Source organism: Marinobacter sp. (assembly GCF_039977835.1).
GTDB lineage: Bacteria > Pseudomonadota > Gammaproteobacteria > Pseudomonadales > Oleiphilaceae > Marinobacter.
Genome location: NZ_JBDWCL010000016.1, coordinates 1 through 14,996, shown reverse-complemented (window position 1 = coordinate 14,996; position 14,996 = coordinate 1). Strand labels below are relative to the sequence as shown.

General features: G+C 54.9%; 12 protein-coding genes and 2 pseudogenes. 3 read left to right on the top strand and 11 right to left on the bottom strand.

Going from position 1 to position 14,996, the window contains the following annotated elements:
* Nucleotides 1–164 precede the first annotated feature (164 nt).
* Nucleotides 165–485 (top strand): annotated as a pseudogene (locus ABJM11_RS06365) (transposase); the annotation flags it as partial.
* Between the two features lie 281 nt (nt 486–766).
* Here ABJM11_RS06365 and tnpC read toward each other — a convergent pair.
* The 3 genes from tnpC to tnpA form a co-directional block, all read right to left on the bottom strand.
* Complete coding sequence (gene tnpC, locus ABJM11_RS06360) at nt 767–2,314, bottom strand: IS66 family transposase (protein ID WP_348293125.1); 1,548 nt, start codon at nt 2,312–2,314, stop codon at nt 767–769.
* Nucleotides 2,315–2,389: 75 nt separating this feature from the next.
* Nucleotides 2,390–2,725: an IS66 family insertion sequence element accessory protein TnpB gene (tnpB, locus tag ABJM11_RS06355; RefSeq protein ID WP_177186130.1), complete on the bottom strand. Its 336-nt coding sequence runs from the start codon at nt 2,723–2,725 to the stop codon at nt 2,390–2,392.
* The gene (tnpA, locus tag ABJM11_RS06350) at nt 2,722–3,087 is read right to left on the bottom strand and encodes an IS66-like element accessory protein TnpA (RefSeq protein ID WP_348293123.1); all 366 of its coding nucleotides are present in this window, start codon (nt 3,085–3,087) and stop codon (nt 2,722–2,724) included. The genes tnpB and tnpA overlap by 4 nt, the downstream gene beginning before the upstream one ends.
* Nucleotides 3,088–3,173: 86 nt before the next feature.
* Here tnpA and ABJM11_RS06345 point away from each other — a divergent pair.
* Nucleotides 3,174–3,410 (top strand): annotated as a pseudogene (locus tag ABJM11_RS06345) (transposase); the annotation flags it as partial.
* 332 nt (nt 3,411–3,742) lie between these two features.
* On the opposite strand, the gene ABJM11_RS06340 reads toward ABJM11_RS06345, so the two are convergent.
* Both ABJM11_RS06340 and ABJM11_RS06335 read right to left on the bottom strand, forming a co-directional pair.
* The gene (locus ABJM11_RS06340; RefSeq protein ID WP_348293122.1) at nt 3,743–5,077 is read right to left on the bottom strand and encodes a DUF6056 family protein; all 1,335 of its coding nucleotides are present in this window, start codon (nt 5,075–5,077) and stop codon (nt 3,743–3,745) included.
* On the bottom strand, nt 5,070–6,128 hold the full coding sequence (locus ABJM11_RS06335) for a glycosyltransferase family 2 protein (protein WP_348293120.1): 1,059 nt from the start codon (nt 6,126–6,128) through the stop codon (nt 5,070–5,072). Before ABJM11_RS06335 ends, ABJM11_RS06340 begins: the two co-directional genes overlap by 8 nt.
* On the opposite strand from ABJM11_RS06335, the gene ABJM11_RS22480 reads away from it, so the two are divergent.
* Complete coding sequence (locus ABJM11_RS22480) at nt 6,015–6,410, top strand: GtrA family protein (RefSeq protein ID WP_407069972.1); 396 nt, start codon at nt 6,015–6,017, stop codon at nt 6,408–6,410. The two genes, ABJM11_RS06335 and ABJM11_RS22480, sit on opposite strands and share 114 nt — an antisense overlap.
* Nucleotides 6,411–6,791: 381 nt before the next feature.
* Here the strand turns inward: ABJM11_RS22480 and rfaH are convergent, their stop codons facing one another.
* The 6 genes from rfaH to ABJM11_RS06305 form a co-directional block, all read right to left on the bottom strand.
* Nucleotides 6,792–7,292, bottom strand: coding sequence for a transcription/translation regulatory transformer protein RfaH (gene rfaH / locus ABJM11_RS06330; RefSeq protein WP_348293118.1), 501 nt, complete (start codon nt 7,290–7,292; stop codon nt 6,792–6,794).
* A gap of 233 nt (nt 7,293–7,525) precedes the next feature.
* The gene (locus ABJM11_RS06325; RefSeq protein WP_348293116.1) at nt 7,526–7,987 is read right to left on the bottom strand and encodes a hypothetical protein; all 462 of its coding nucleotides are present in this window, start codon (nt 7,985–7,987) and stop codon (nt 7,526–7,528) included.
* A gap of 32 nt (nt 7,988–8,019) precedes the next feature.
* Nucleotides 8,020–9,018, bottom strand: a complete 999-nt coding sequence (locus tag ABJM11_RS06320) for a hypothetical protein (protein WP_348293114.1) — start codon at nt 9,016–9,018, stop codon at nt 8,020–8,022.
* Between the two features lie 6 nt (nt 9,019–9,024).
* Entirely contained in the window at nt 9,025–12,717 is a 3,693-nt protein-coding gene (locus ABJM11_RS06315) for a hypothetical protein (protein WP_348293113.1), read from the bottom strand.
* Nucleotides 12,714–13,328 (bottom strand): DUF4123 domain-containing protein, encoded by a 615-nt coding sequence (locus ABJM11_RS06310; protein ID WP_348293111.1) that lies wholly within the window; start codon nt 13,326–13,328, stop codon nt 12,714–12,716. The genes ABJM11_RS06315 and ABJM11_RS06310 overlap by 4 nt, the downstream gene beginning before the upstream one ends.
* The coding region (locus tag ABJM11_RS06305) for a type VI secretion system tip protein TssI/VgrG (RefSeq protein WP_348293109.1) at nt 13,328–14,996 on the bottom strand (1,669 nt) is incomplete at its 5' end. The genes ABJM11_RS06305 and ABJM11_RS06310, both read right to left, overlap by 1 nt.

Genomic DNA, 14,996 nt, shown 5'->3' with positions numbered 1-14,996 from the left:
ATTAAAGACTACCTGGCAAGATACAACGACGATCCCAAACCTTTTATCTGGCGCAAAACAGCGGATCAAATCATTGCATCAATCGCTCGTCTTTCCGATAAGCTGAATAATAAGACGAACTTTTGTTAAGGCACACTAGCTGGGGCTCTGGGGAATGAACGGCATTTCATAGAGGACGTGACTTGGCCGCGTCATTAGGATTGACACCGAGGCAACATAGTACTGGGGGACGAGACCGCCTACTCGGCATTAGTAAGCGGGGCGACAGTTATTTGAGGAAGTTGCTGGTCCATGGTGCCCGAGCCGTCCTCTGTCGCGTAGACGATAAAGAGGACAACCTAAATCATTGGATCAAAGGACTACGGGCGCGGAAGCATGCCAATGTATCCACCGTTGCGTTGGCAAACAAAACTGCACGGATGGCTTGGGCGCTGGTTCGTCATGACATGGCATTTGATCCAAGGCTGGCAGCAGTAGCGCTATAAACTGAGAGGGACCACTCAGGTAAACTTTAAGGAGAAGACCACCACGATTGCAGAGCAGTTTGATTGATGGCGACCAGGTAGAACCGATCGTGGGAAACCCCTACCGGACGCGGAGCCCACAAGCTCGTGTAAGCGTTTGGGAACCAGCATGCGAATAGCCCATCAGGGTACAATGGTCATCTACAGGGCATCATTATCGAGACCGGATACACGTGGGCAGTCGTACCTAATCGTGATTAAACAGAGTGCTTGCAATAGAGGAGGAGTCCATTCACGTCCGGCTAACACACCTTGTCAGGTATAGCCGGCTTCCAGTTGTGGGGCAATAGCTCATCGATGGCGTTGCTGTTCTGCGTCGGAAGGCGGGTCAGCACATCCTTCAGGTAAGCATAAGGATCATGCCCATTCAGCTTCGCCGACTGGATCAGTGTCATCACAGCCGCAGCACGTTGGCCACTGCGCAGTAATCCCGCGAACAACCAGTTGCTGCGCCCCAGCGCCCAGGGTCGGATCTGGTTTTCCACCCAGTTGTTGTCGATGGGCACAGCACCATCGTCCAGGTAGCGCGTCAGCGCTTCCCAACGGTTGAGACTGTAATCCAACGCTTTGGCCGTGCCGGAGCCATCCGGCACCTTCTGGCGATGCGCTAGCATCCATTGATGCAGTGCGTCAGCCAGTGGTTTGGCTTTGGTTTGTCGGATTTCCCGGCGCTTATCCGGTGGTAGGTCTTTGGTTTCCCGCTCGATCTCGCAGAGTCCGCCGGTGTCTTCCAGTGCTTTCGCAGCCAACTCGCTCTTGTTGGCTTCGTGCAGGTCGTAGAACTTGCGCCGGGCGTAGGCGATACAGCCGATTTCAGTGATGCCGTTGCCGAACCCGGCCTTGTAGCCGGCGTAATCGTCACAGACCAGCTTGCCCTGCCAGTCACCCAGGAAGGTGCGTGCAGGTTCACCCCCCCGGCTGGGTGCGAAGTCGTAAACGGTGGCTTCCAGGTCTGAGAACGGCGTGGTGCAGTAGGCCCAGACATAGGCCTTGTGAGTTTTCTTCTTGCCCGGAGCCAGCATGCTGACCGGGGTTTCATCGGCATGCAGAACGTTGTGTTTCAGCAAGTCGCTTCTCAGCGCATCTGCCAGAGGTTGCAACTGCACACCGCAGGCGCCGATCCATTCGGCCAGAGTGGAGCGCGGGATTTCGAGTCCGGCGCGGCCGAAGATGCGTTCCTGTCGGTACAGTGGCAGATGGTCTGCGTACTTGGCCACCAGCACCTGAGCCAGCAGCCCGGCGGTGGGGATGCCCTTGTCGATCACTTGCGGTGGTACCGGTGCCTGGATCAAGGTCTCGCATTGGTCGCAGGCCCATTTGCCGCGGATGTGCCGCTCCACGGTGAACTCGCCCGGGACGTAGTCCAGCTTCTCGCTGATGTCTTCGCCAATACGTTTGAGCTGACATCCGCAGCGGCAATGGGTGTTGTCCGGTTCGTGATGGATCAGGGTGCGGGGCAGTTCCGGCGGTAGCGGTGTACGTTTGGGTTGCTGCTTTGGCCGAGCGGCTTTCTGCTCCTCGGTCATCACCTGCTCAAGCTCGGCTTCGATGGCCGCCAGGTCGCTGTCGATCAGCTCGTCCAGCAGTTTTCCCTGGACTGCGCCCAGTTGCTCACTGCGGCGGGCGTACTTGTGACGCTTGAGAATAGCTACTTCGTGAGTCAGCTTCTCGATGACCGCATCACGGTGCACCAGAGCGCGCTCCTTGTTCTCAACTCGATCGAACAGTTCCGTGGCAAGAGCACGGAGCTGATCGGCAGAGAGTTGGTCGAGATCGGGGCGCTGAGTCATGCCCGTTAGTATGCCAAGCCCTTGTGCGGCAAGCGATTCGCAGTTTTGGCTATGGCGATATCATTCAGCTTGTGGTTACAGGATGGAGATCACGCCATCGGCCCCAAGGCGTTGCCAGGGCAGGCCCTGAACCAGAGCGGATAACTGTTCCTCGGTCAGTCGCAGTTGGTCACCGCGCCAGGACTCGCCCCAGTGGAACTTGCCCCGGTTCAGCCGGCGGGCACACAACCAGATGCCGAGGCCATCGTGGATCAAGACCTTCATCCGATTGCCCCGTTTGTTGGCGAACAGATAGGCACAATGTGGCCTGGCTGAACCAAATACCTGGATGACTCGCGCCAGCGCCTTGTCAGGTCCCGCCCGCATATCCAGTGGCTCGGTAGCCAGCCAGATCTCGTCGATCCGGATCATCCCAGCAAATCCCGCAGCAAAGCGGCGCACTGGTGGGCCTGCTCCGCCGGCCACTCCACCACGACCGAGCCACCGGCGCGGGGAATCTCGATGCGGATGGTGCTAGGCTTGTTCGAGACCGACTGGTGGCTCGGTGCAGAGGTTGCCGCAGGCAGATTAACCGGTACAAATCCCGGCGTTTTAGGCGCTCGCTGCACCTCGCGGATCCAGCGCCGGACCATATTGGCGTTGAGGCCGTTATCCAGCGAGATTCGAGAAACGGATGCTCCGGGTTCCAGGCATTGGGCAACAATCTGGGCTTTGAATTCCCGGGAAAACCGGCGACGTCGTTGGTAGGGCTTGGTTACGCTTAATTCGTTCATGTTAAGTGTCCACTAGAAAATAAGTGGACACTATCCTGACGACAGCAGCGCCTGGCTCAAGATGGGATCACCGGACGCTTACGATGCAGAATGGTTACGTCGAGAGCTTTAACGGAAAATTCCGGGATGAGTGTCTGAATGAACACTGGTTTCGGGATCTCGCTCATGCTCGTGAGAAGATCAGCAATTGGCGCTTGGACTACAATGAGCAGCGTCCGCATTCATCCCTGGGGTATCAGACACCCTTGGAGTTTGCCTCCGCTCTCCGACTTGGAAAAACTAATTCAAAAGTAACGGACATTACTAGGGAGCAGTTGGATTAAAGACAGGGGGCAGGTCACTGGTTTTATGCAAAAAGTCATCGCGCACACTGACCGTTTTCTGGTGAATCTTGCATGACATTCTGACTAGAAATTCAGATTAAATCACGGCAATAATGCTAACAGATATCGCTGAAGACTGTGGGGGCCGCAGGGGGCATTTGACCTGAATTTACATCAATCTCTTAGGAACCTACCCTTAAGGACTCAAGAAGACTGTGACACCCCAGTTTTAGTTGATCGACTTATTGTAGGCTTGAGAGCTTTAACTAACCATGCCCAGATCCTAGGGGTGGATAAGACATCGCTTTGACCCCTATAAGCCGCACATAAATCTACCATCGAGAACTAAACTTAACAGAATCGAATCCGTATATGTTGGCCCGATGTACGTTCAACCTATGCCCGGGATCAGTAGAAAAATACTCCGCCCTAACGAACTCTTTGGTCGCCCTAAAATTGAATTTGTAAGGAGAGAACACAGGGTCCGTCTTACCGGCCTTCTGAGCCGCCACCACATTCTCCAAATGCCCAGAGTAAGCCGCATGAAAATCGGAATACACGTCAAAGGCCTGCCGGAGGTACATCGATGACGAAATGACAGCCCCAATGCCGCAAATCCAAAAAAGAAGCGGAACCCTAGAAAGATAGAACAAAGCGCCAGCAGTCGACACCGCAAGCGCAGCATAAGACGCAAACAATAGTCGCTGACCAATGAGCGGAGATGCGGTTACTGTGACTGCCATTCCCAGGGAAACCAGGAGCATCAGCGCTGGCCAAAAGGCCACAGAAATTTCCCGTCGAAACCACGCCCTCAAAAACACCAACGCAACCAAAATTACTGCGAAAATAAAGAATGGGACAGAGTGCTCGACCAGAAGCGTGAGAACTTTCCATACACGCACCGGCAGATTGGTCAGAAGCTCCTCAAAACCAGAGTTTTTATCTACATTTGAGTATCTGACGTCCTGTCCAGGAGCGAAGAAAAGCAGAAGATAACCAGCCAAAAGCGAGAAGAAAGCATGATAGTGTAGTCGCTTTAATTTCAAATCAACTAGGCCCATCGCATGCACAATGATAGCGACAGCCCCTATACCCAAAACAACAGGAGGTGTGTGCTCGTTAGAGAGACCCGCCAACAGACCAATTGGAAAAATCAGGAAAGCGACTTTTTTCGAAAGCTCCATCTCAGTGCCAAGCCTAACGGTAGCCAAGAAGAGCATGAGCAAACCAAATCCAAAAACATAATTTGTGGTAAAAGGAACATAAAATAATGCCCTTCCAACTTCCGCACCCGCAGCACACATCACTGCAAAAATGATAGTCGCGACAAAAGTGTGCTTAAGTCGTAACGGGTTTATTAGTTGACCAGTTGCAACAACAACCCCGGAAACAAGCAACAGCGTAAGCGATAAAACACTTACTAAGGCAATAGCCCAGTGGCCATAGCCCGAAATCCCAAGCATATATTGGCCAACCCTAGGGTTGTTTGTCATATAGCCCTGAAAATAGCGCTGGGCAAGATCAATTGGTGTGAGACCTTCAGCTCTTGCCAGATAGCCCCATGTATCACCTGTCGGCGGAGCCAGCCACGAAATGGCTGCAACTATCGTTAAAAGAGAAAGCCATATTAAAACACTCAGCAGCATCGCGCTTTGAGATTTAGTCATCGCTTTTCTCGGCAATAATGTATCTAGGCCTGCGCTTCGACGAATCGTAGATTCTTCCTATATACTCGCCCAAAATGCCTATTGAAAAAATTTGCAGCCCCCCAAGGCCTAATAAAAGAACGATTGTGGACGCATAGCCCGGCACATCAGTGCCGTAAACCGCCGTCTTAACAACAATAAACGTGAGATAGGCTAAAGCTACAAGAGAGGAACTGATACCGACAATAGACCATGCCCTTAAAGGCCAAGCGCTGAAAGATAAGATTGCGCCAAGCGCGAGCTTGAGCATCTTTAAAGTCGATGATTTAGGTGTGCCATTAGCGCGAGGCTGGACAGTAATCGGTACGATTTTCTTCTTAAATCCGACCCAAGACACCAATCCCTTCATAAAGAGATGGTCTTCATTTAGCCGCCTGAGTGCAAATACCACTTTCGGCCGAAAAACGTTGAAGTCCCCGACACCTTCATGAATTTCTTCTTTGGACATCAAATGAAAAATCTTGTAAAAACACGATGTCGCGAATCGCTGGGCCGGCGTTTGATAATCGCGGTCAGTTCTTGCTCCACACACAAGATCGACATTGGAGTTCTCGGCCTCTACGATCAGCTTCAATAAATCATCGGGCGTATGCTGCCCATCACTATCCATGTAGGCCAATAAGTCAAAATCGTTTCCGCACTCGTTAACACCCGCCATTAACGCGGCTTCTTTGCCAAAATTACGTGAAAAGCTGATGAATGAGATCTCTGAGTGCTTTTGTGAAAGTTCAGCAATTACCTCGTTTGAGCCATCCGTGCTACCATCATTCACGATTAAAATTTTGATCGAATAAGAACTTTTCTGAAGCGCCTCTAAAATAGCTTTGGCCAGTTTGGCAATGTTGGCCGCTTCATTATGAATAGGAAGTATCAATTGAATATTTTTAATAGCTGGCTGTTGTCGATTAAGTCCAGCTTTCGAACGTTCGACCTGAGGACCGCGCTCCGCTATCTCCTCATCGGGGGTTCTTCCGTCGTTATATATATCGGTTTGTTGGCTGCACTGATTCACGCTTTTTCCTATTCAGATTTTTATGCCAATGCATTAGCTTATCTAGTCGCTACCACGTTCAATTATTTACTGAACTATTACTGGAGCTTTCGAGCAACGCGGAATCACTTTGACGCGATTTGGAGGTTCGCGATGATAGCAGGCGGGGGAGTAGTCCTCAACTCAGCGTTCGTAATGTCTTTGGTTTCTTTGGGAATTCAGCCCGAGTGGGCGGCACTCGTGTTCGCTGCGTTGTGGCCTTTTGCATCGTTCCTATTGATGAAATTTTGGGCCTTCACATAGCTACCCCAACTGACCCTTTGGATCCACTTAGCCAGCCCGAAAAACTATCAGCCGAAAGGGATATTGATTGGTCGATTCAAGGGCAAAACCGTCAATCTTAGGTCCGCCCATCGCTACCAATTCCGCCCGGCGAACCGGCAGTCTTCTCTGTCAGCTTGTGGGCGTTGGTAGGTTTGAGTTGGTGACGATTCTACGGCATAAGCTATTACAAACAAGTAACCTAAAGGGGTGCATGCGTGTTTTTGACAGCTTAGCGTGTGAACATTTGTCAAAGGGTAGGGAATGCATTTGATACATTTGGGGTCAGACCCTAGCGCATTCTGCCTAATGAAATGTCTTGGGGTCTGACCCCAAGTTTCAATTGTCGGATTACGGCTTTGCCTAATCCGACCTACCTGACCTGCGGGGGTGGATGGTTGAGAGGGGGACTTTTACGGTTTGTTGTTTTTGCATGAAGCTGATGAGCACGATGGCGCGCTCTTCGCCGTCGTAGGCCTGGAAGATGGCGCTGATGCCTTTGAAGGGGCCTTCGTCCAGCTCTACGTGTTGGCCGGGCTTAATGCCACCCTGCTCTGCTACGGTGTGCAGGCTGTCTTTGATGTGCTGGATGACGTCGTCTGGAATGGCCGCTGGCTTATTGGCGAAGCTTACTATGCGCACCACACCCCGGGTGGAGCGCAGTTTCGACCACATGGGGTCGGTTTGTTCCAGGTTGACGAACAAGTAGCCCGGGAACAGTGGCTCGAGCTTTTTGGTGCGTTTGCCCGCCTTGATTTTTTCTACCGTGATTTTGGGGTAGAAGCAGATGATTTCCTGGTTTTGCAGATGCGCCAGGGCTCGATTGCCCTGGGCGGGTTTATGCTGGAGGGCGTACCAGGTCATTGGTACCTCTTGGTTGGGAAAATTTTTCAGTATTTGGCGTTGGCGCGCATTTTCCAGTATGTAGCCAAAACCACCTAGGGAGCAATTGATCCTGTGGTAAGAAGTTAAGGTCTTCCTCCTGAGGCCAGGGAACTTAACCGTGGTGAGGTAATCTTGCATTGACGCGGATCAGTCCAAGATGACGTGAGGCATGACCGTGACGTACCCGCGCACTCGGTGTTAATGCTTGAAGGTCACTCCGGCCAGACTACCAACCGACTACTTTCCAAGGCTTCAGACAAATCCTTAAAGATCGTCTTGTGGTCCTCAGCATAATTATAGAGGTCTGTGGCGAAGATACCGCCATCCGCCCGTTGCCGGCTGAAGAAACGCCCCCGTCTTTCACATGTGTACTTATCGTTGTTTTTCGGATAGATAATAAGATGCACAAAGCGACCAAGGCGCGTGCTGAAGTGATCAACTACTTCCAGATGAGAAATATCCGACCATGGAATCTCTTCGAATTCACAGTCGTCGATATTCAGAAATTGGGGAGTGATTTCAATAACATTGTTGCGGATTCTGAAATCGTGAGACCAGATACTGAAAAGAAATAGGCCGATCAAAAGCATAAGACCTATTGTGAACGTAAGTGATGTGTCCTCGTACATAAAGTAACCAGTCAAGCCTACTGCACCGAGGTGCAGCACTCCCATCGAATACATCCCTGTATTAACTCTAGGCCAAACTACGCCAACATTGCCCCACCCTGCTCCTCCGGCAACGGCAGGCCCCGCCCCTGGATATGGGCATCGAGGATGCACGGGTGATGGAAATTCGTACTTCGCAGGCGGTCCCAGTAGGTTTGCTCGTGATTCTTGCGCCAGGACTCGAGGGACATTTTCCGCCACTTGAACGGATCACGCCCGGTGCGTTCGTCCCAGTGTGCAGTAACAGTGTCACGGGGCCGGAAGGGCTCAAAGATGGGGACGTCTGGCAGGGGCCGAGTGACGTCCATGTACTGCTGGAGCATGCCCCAGTATGCATAGACTTCCCTTTGGTCCATGGCATCGGTGAGCAAACCCTTCATCCACAACTGGTGTTGGCTGTAGCGGTGTTGCAGTACTAGGTTAAAGTACCGACCACCACGGCCCGACGGGGTATGGACTAAGTACGCATCGAACTCAATGAAGGGAGCCTCGAAGACCTCCTTGCCTTCCTTGATCCGAACCACACCCTCTTGACGGTACAGGCCCGTGGGGTTGGCTCGCTGGCGCTTGTCGGTGAGGTGGGCTAACAAGAGGCGGCCGTATTTGCCGCCGAAGTAGCCGATGGCTATAAACAAATAAATAAACTTGAAGGTATCGTAGACCCATATCGCGCCTTCAACAGTAGGCCCTGTAAACAAGACCTTAAGAATTAAAAGACCTAACGGAATTAAAAAAACGAAAAAAGCGAGCCAAGAACACATATAGAACAGATATAAAAAGCCCTGCAACCCACTCAAAAACCCCTTGCTGACCGAGAATACCGATTCTCCCCAGGGATGCCCATCCTCCGCATCACTTTCATCCTCGAACAGGCGGGCGTAGGCCAACTGCGTCTCCATGGTGTTGGGCATTACCGGGTTCTCATAGTGCCCCCAGGGCAGGCGCTGGAATGCCTTATCCATGCGCGGGTGCCCACCCGGTGGCAGCGCCGGGATGGCATCGGAGCGGTAAGCGGTGTCTTGGTAGTCGTCCATCATCAGTTGTTAACTCGTAATCGTGAGCCAGCGGGGATCCTTGCCGGTATGTGCCGGCTCATCCACGGCCGGTGCCAATGGCTGCTCCATGTCACTGACCGGCAGCTGTCCGCCGTTGCCCAGCGCAATCTGCACCTTTGCCTTCAGTTGTTCCATGGACCGGAAACGGCCCATACCACGCCACTGGGGTTTGGGCAGGTGAAACCGGAGCATCTGGTTTTCAGCATCGTAATACACATATTCCGGGGTCAGGACTTTTGCCTTTCCTCCATGCCGCCAAGTCATCCAGAAATGGGCCTGGAACTGTTCCTCGGGCCTGTCCACTAGCGCAAAGGCGGAAGAACGCACGGTGATCACTTGCCCTTCCGTGCGATCATTGTCCAGCAGCCAATCCTTTTCCGTATTGGATAACAGCCCCCGGTCATTGAACTCCGCCAGGTTTCCACTGCTACCGATGAGCGGGAACAGTCCCCCTATCAGGAACTGGAAAGCTTCCTCCGGTTCGCTGTGAAGGTGCAAGTACTGGCTGGAGGGCTCTTCCTTACCGAATGGCCCATGCTTGAGCCAGGTTTCCAGTGCGTCGTCGGTGTTCAGGATGGCCCATGCCAGAGCCGCCAGCGCAACGATCAAGGCAACAGCTGCCAGGGCAGCCGCAAAGCTCACACCCAGAATGGGGAGCAGCGCCGCTCCCGCCAGATGGGAGAACATGAATACGCCAAAACCTGCTGCTGCAGTAAAGTATCCGGCAGCGGCGTCCATGTCGTTGGCCTGCATCCGCTGCACGCCTTCCCAGAGGGACAATACCACCTCCAGGGCTGCGCCTGTGACGCCCGCAAACTTGGCGATCGACAACACTTTGTTGGTGAAAAGCCCCTTGGCCACCGATTTGAGAGTGCTATTACTGATCTTTTCGACATCTACTCGAGGTTTGGTAAGCCAGGACAGGCGGGTTTCCCGAGCCAAGTTTTCAGCCTCTGCAATATGACCTAGCCAATACATGAAATTGAACATTCCATAGGCAAATGCGGTTACTTCTTTTACGGGAATACCTTTTTCCAGACCTGATGAGAGCATAGCCTGAGCGCTATTGGCAATGTTGAAACTAAACACCCCCAACATCCCCGGTGGCGCCCAGCGCATGAGCACACTACCGGCGCGGTGCTCAAACCCCTGCGACATCCTGGCAGCTACGCTGTCCTTGTGTGCCAAGAACATTTCCACCTGAGCAGGCGCGGTGGAGGTGCTACCCTGCAAGCCTGCCACCGAGGTAGCGTTGGCGAGAAGTTTGCCATTGCCATTACGGATGACGGCGTAATTGCCGTTCATGCCGGGCCCTACGCGGTTGACCACCCCGCCCTTGGGTCGGACCACCTGGGCGCCGTTGGACCGTTGCAGCGCGTGGTTGATGGCTTCATCCGAGAAAGTGCCTATACCCGCAGCTTGGTTACCAAAACGTATGCCCAATGGGACCATTTCGGGATTGGGGTTGAGCATTGTGGGATTCGCATGGCCCAGTACCAGCCCCCCAAAGAAAGGGTTCCCCAGTTTCATGTACCGTGTCGGGATCTGCAGCGTGTCTGTCACCTGATAGATTGGGCCATTGCCAATTTTCCTCAACAGCGCCCGCTGGGTATACAGGTAGAACTCACTGCTCAGGTCCGCCATCAGTTGGCCCATGGTGGTGTAAGACGCAGTCGCCCACTGGAGCAATTCCGGGTCCGCCATATTGCGGATATTCTCGTAGACCTTCTCTCGCTCATGCTCGCTCAACTCGTACTGGTTCTGCAGGGCCTCTGGCAGGTCACCAGCTACCGGCCGCTGGCCCTGGAGCCATTTCAGAAGCCCGGGGCGGGGTTTGCCTGAGCCGTCGTTCGGCTCCGGCTCACCAACCTGCTCTTGGTCGATACCCTCCTCTACCACCAGGAAGGCAGACAAACCGGTTTGCCCCCGAGCCAGTTTCTTGATGAATTCAGCCCCGGCCTCGTCGCGATAGGCCTCCCTATCCCTGGCGACCTTGCCTACTAGCGGATCGAAGTGGAAGACGGAGGTTTCCAGATGGGTGAGCAGCGGGTTAAGTGTTTGCAAGGCAATGGCGTGACGCAGGCCGTTGAGCGCAAACAGGTCGTTAAACACTGGTACGGCCTGGTTTTCGAGTAACTTGATCCTGCGCTCTATCAGTTCGTAGCAGGTGGCGCGGCAGGTATCGCGGTCTTCCTTGCGCAGCGCTGCGTCCAGCTTTTCGGTGTCAACTACATGTCTATAGTCGTCGAACGGGCCGCGTTCATAACCCTTGTAATCAAAGATGGCCGAGTGTACCAGCATGGCACTCTTGAAGTGGGGATGCTCCTGGCCAGACTCTGCCACCGTCGAGAGGTATGTTAAGTGCAGGCAAGTCTGGTTCGTGAGCCACTCCAGCTCAAACAACAAATCCGGTAACGGCACGGCGGGTATGTGCCGCTCCCTGAGCGAGGCGAGCTGGTCCTCATCACTGTCGCCGGCCCTCAGGCGACGACGGACCTCATCCAACAGTTCCTTACGGGCGGCTTCGGCTTTATCCGTGGCCTCTGCCGCACCCGGGGCGGTCTGCCCGCCGCCGAACTGGGCACGCCAGTCCTCCCCGAGCAAGTCGTCCACCCATCGGGTCAAACCGCTGGCGAAGTCAACAGTCTCTGCCGCCTTACAGGCGAAGCCTTCCATCCTCTCCAGTTCGTACCGAATTTTGCCCAGCATGCTGTTGTCATCGTCCAGGCCGCTACCGTCCAGTGCCTGGGCCACAACAGCAGGGTTGGTGGCATCTTTTTCACGGCCCGGGTCCCGGCGACGACAAGGGGCCACATCATTCACCAACACCCAATCCTTGCCGGATCTACTCTCGGGGCCGAACCGACGGCGGTGCTCGTAACCCTCCAGCATATCCAGAGCCCTGCATCGGGCCCCGCGACGGGCATTGATGATCTGCGCTCCGCTCTTGCCGTAAGCCGGAATACCTGTCAGTTCGCGGTAACTGGCCGGAAGGTGGATGATTTCCTGCCCGGATTCCAGGGATTCAATGTACTCCCAACTCCACTGTTGCTCGGACCAGGCCAGTTCCACATCCCCAATGGTCCACTGTGCCGCCCCCACGGCCTGGAAACGAGCCGGTACCCAGAGCGTGTCCAATACCACGCCGGCGTGTTCACGTTCGCCCGCGGCGGAAGGGCCTTCGCTTTTTGCCAGTTCCCTATAGTGGGGCAGATCAATATCCCGCAACTTGCCGGTTTCGTCTGTCTGGAGTTCACGCCAAAGGATGCCTTTCCAGAAAACGTACAGGTAGCCGGGCCTTAGCAGGGCGTGCCCGGCGTCGCCCTCCACCCGTGGCATTTCAGCCAACGGGTAAATCGGCAACAACAGATTGGGCTGGGTGTACGCGGAAAGCCGGGTTGGGTGAGGCTCATCCAGCAGTGGCAATCGCAGGTTGCCCCCCTGCTCTTTTTCAACCGTGAGCGTCAGGGTATGGTCAAAACGCTCAGCGGCACCCACCGCGTACTCGCACTCATAGCGCTGGTGCCATTGACGCTGTTCCATTGAGAGTGTGCTGACAGGCTCACCGTTTTTCTCCAATACCAGCCCATAGCCTGGGTGAACGTCGGTTCCGGCCACTTCCACATATAGCTTTTCCGGCTCCTTACAGGGGGACCCTGCTGAAATACATGGTGCTGTCACTGTTGACCCTCCTTCCAATTCCGTTTGGACATGAGCCCCTGACGAATGGCCCGCTGGCTTTCTGTGCTTAGCTGTAACCACCCTTCGCTCAGTGCCTGATCTTCTGTAAGCATTTCTCCTGGCCGCTCTGCCTGGCAGATCTCCCTGCCCCGGGGCCAAAGCCATTGACAGATCGGTCCATGGAACCTGGCCCGCTCTGCGTAATCAAGGGTTGGGTAGAGCGCACTGGCAATCCAGGAATCGTGGAAGCGAAATAAGGCATCCGCGCCACCTTCAATCCGAACAGACACCAGTGTCCGCAAATGGCCCGCGACAGTTTCCAGGCTTTTCTCCGAGCCAAGCATCGAACCGGCAAGGCCGGGAAACGACTGTTGCCACTGTTGTAACCATTTGTGGGGTTGGTCCAGCTTAATCAGTACCGGACTTACCTTGATGAGCGCTTCGTAGGGAGCAAACTGATAGATTGCCACCCACTCCGGGGTCGCTATGTTTTTATAAACCAGATCCAGGGTGTTGTAGGTTGGGTGAGCGCCTTCCAGCAGTGCATACCATTGCAGATCCTTTTCAGGAAAGTGGAGATTCCCAGCGCCCAACGTTGCCATCGCACCCATTATGCGGTCTCCCTACAGGGGCAGTGATCGAGCGGGCAGCTGCCATCGGGCTGTTCCATGCATTTGTCTACCAGAGCCAAGTCTTCCACCGCTGCGACTTCCAGCAGTTCTATGGTCTCATCTGCCTTGCCAATAGGACGAACAGGGGCTTCTGCCAACTGCATAGGCGCAACAGCCCCACCATTCTTCTCCACCAACCCCGGCAGCTCCGGCACCTGAACCTTCTGCCCACTCCCCCTACCCGGTGAGCCACCCGCATTAAGCTTGATAGCGGCGCCACCCATAGCAACACCACTGGGATCAATCTTCACAAAGCTGCCGCCAGCCTTAAGGGTGATTTCTGCACCCGCTTCAATCACGCATTTCTGGCCGGCCTTGATGTGCAGCTCGGTGCCGGAGTCGCTGAGCCAGGCGGTGCCGGCCTTCAGGTGCAGGGTGCCGGTAACGTTGAAGCTGTGGTCCTTGCCGGTTTGTTCCCGCTTTTCGCCATCCACGGTGGCGTGGTCATTTCCCTTGATGTGGGCCTTGCGGTGGCTGTCCACGGTGAGGTGGCTGTCATTTTTGATGACTTCGGTGCGATTGTTTTCCGTCAGCAGGTCCAGGTCTTTCTGGGCGTGGACATAGATCTGTTCCTGATCCGCTTCGTCCTCGAATCGCAGTTCGTTACTGCCCTCGCCCTTGTGGGTCTGGGTCTTGAGGGTGGTTCGGGTCTTGTGTTCCGGCAGCGCGTACGGCGGTGTGTTGGTGGCGTGGTAGGTTCGTCCGGTAATGATGGGCTGGTCCGGGTCGCCGTCCAGGAAGGAGACGATGACTTCGTTGCCGATTCGCGGCAATGCCATAAAGCCATACTGGCCACCGGCCCAGCCCTGGCTGACTCTAAGCCAGGCGCTGCTGTGTTCGTCGTTTTTACTGTAACTGTCCCAGGGGAATCGCACTTTGACGCGTCCGTGTTCGTCGCAGTGGATCTCTTCACCTTCGGGGCCGGTGACGATGGCGATCTGAGGGCCGTCCATCAGGGGGCGGTGGTCCACCTGGGGGCGCCAGGTGCGGTCCGCCGGAATGGCATTGAAGGCGTTGTGGTAGGTGGTAGCGCCACTGTTACCGTCTTCTTCCAGGGCCTGGGGTTGTTCGCCGGTGTGGGCGATGCTGGTGAACAGCCACTCCCGGTTCAGGCTCTGGTCGTCGTGTTCGGTGAGTTCGACCTTGGCGCCCACGGTGAAGTCCGGGCGGTTGCTCTGGCCACCGGCCGTTGCGGCGTCGTTTCTAAGGGCGTCCAGGCGGCTTTCGGTAAACGGCTGGCCGCTGGCGTCGGCTTTGAAGCGGCCGGGGTAATCGTAGTGCTGGTAGTCTTCGCGCTGGCCTTTCAGTTTGTCGGCCTGCTGTTCGTGCATCAGGGCGTAGGCGGGGTTGCGGAAGGTGTAGTCCTTCATGGCCACGGAGGCGGCCTTGATCCGCTCCCGGTAGCTGAACTGGAAGACGGCGCTCTGGCGGCTGCTGCCACCGGCCTTGCCGTTGTATTCCACTGGTTCAAGCCTGGGAGCGTCGCCGTGGTGGTCGGCGATGATCAGGGCGGGTTGGTCGTTGCCTTCCACATCACCGTGACTATAACGGTAGTGCCAGCCTTCCTCGGCCGCCAGCCGTTCGATAAAAGCCAGGTCGCTTTCCCGG

Excerpts from the sequence above, each read along its gene's own strand:
- tnpC (WP_348293125.1), bottom strand. The coding sequence starts at position 2,314 with ATGACTCAGCGCCCCGATCTCGACCAACTCTCTGCCGATCAGCTCCGT.
- tnpB (WP_177186130.1), bottom strand. The coding sequence starts at position 2,725 with ATGATCCGGATCGACGAGATCTGGCTGGCTACCGAGCCACTGGATATG.
- tnpA (WP_348293123.1), bottom strand. The coding sequence starts at position 3,087 with ATGAACGAATTAAGCGTAACCAAGCCCTACCAACGACGTCGCCGGTTT.
- ABJM11_RS06340 (WP_348293122.1), bottom strand. The coding sequence starts at position 5,077 with ATGACTAAATCTCAAAGCGCGATGCTGCTGAGTGTTTTAATATGGCTT.
- rfaH (WP_348293118.1), bottom strand. The coding sequence starts at position 7,292 with ATGACCTGGTACGCCCTCCAGCATAAACCCGCCCAGGGCAATCGAGCC.
- ABJM11_RS06325 (WP_348293116.1), bottom strand. The coding sequence starts at position 7,987 with ATGGGAGTGCTGCACCTCGGTGCAGTAGGCTTGACTGGTTACTTTATG.
- ABJM11_RS06320 (WP_348293114.1), bottom strand. The coding sequence starts at position 9,018 with ATGATGGACGACTACCAAGACACCGCTTACCGCTCCGATGCCATCCCG.
- ABJM11_RS06310 (WP_348293111.1), bottom strand. The coding sequence starts at position 13,328 with ATGGGTGCGATGGCAACGTTGGGCGCTGGGAATCTCCACTTTCCTGAA.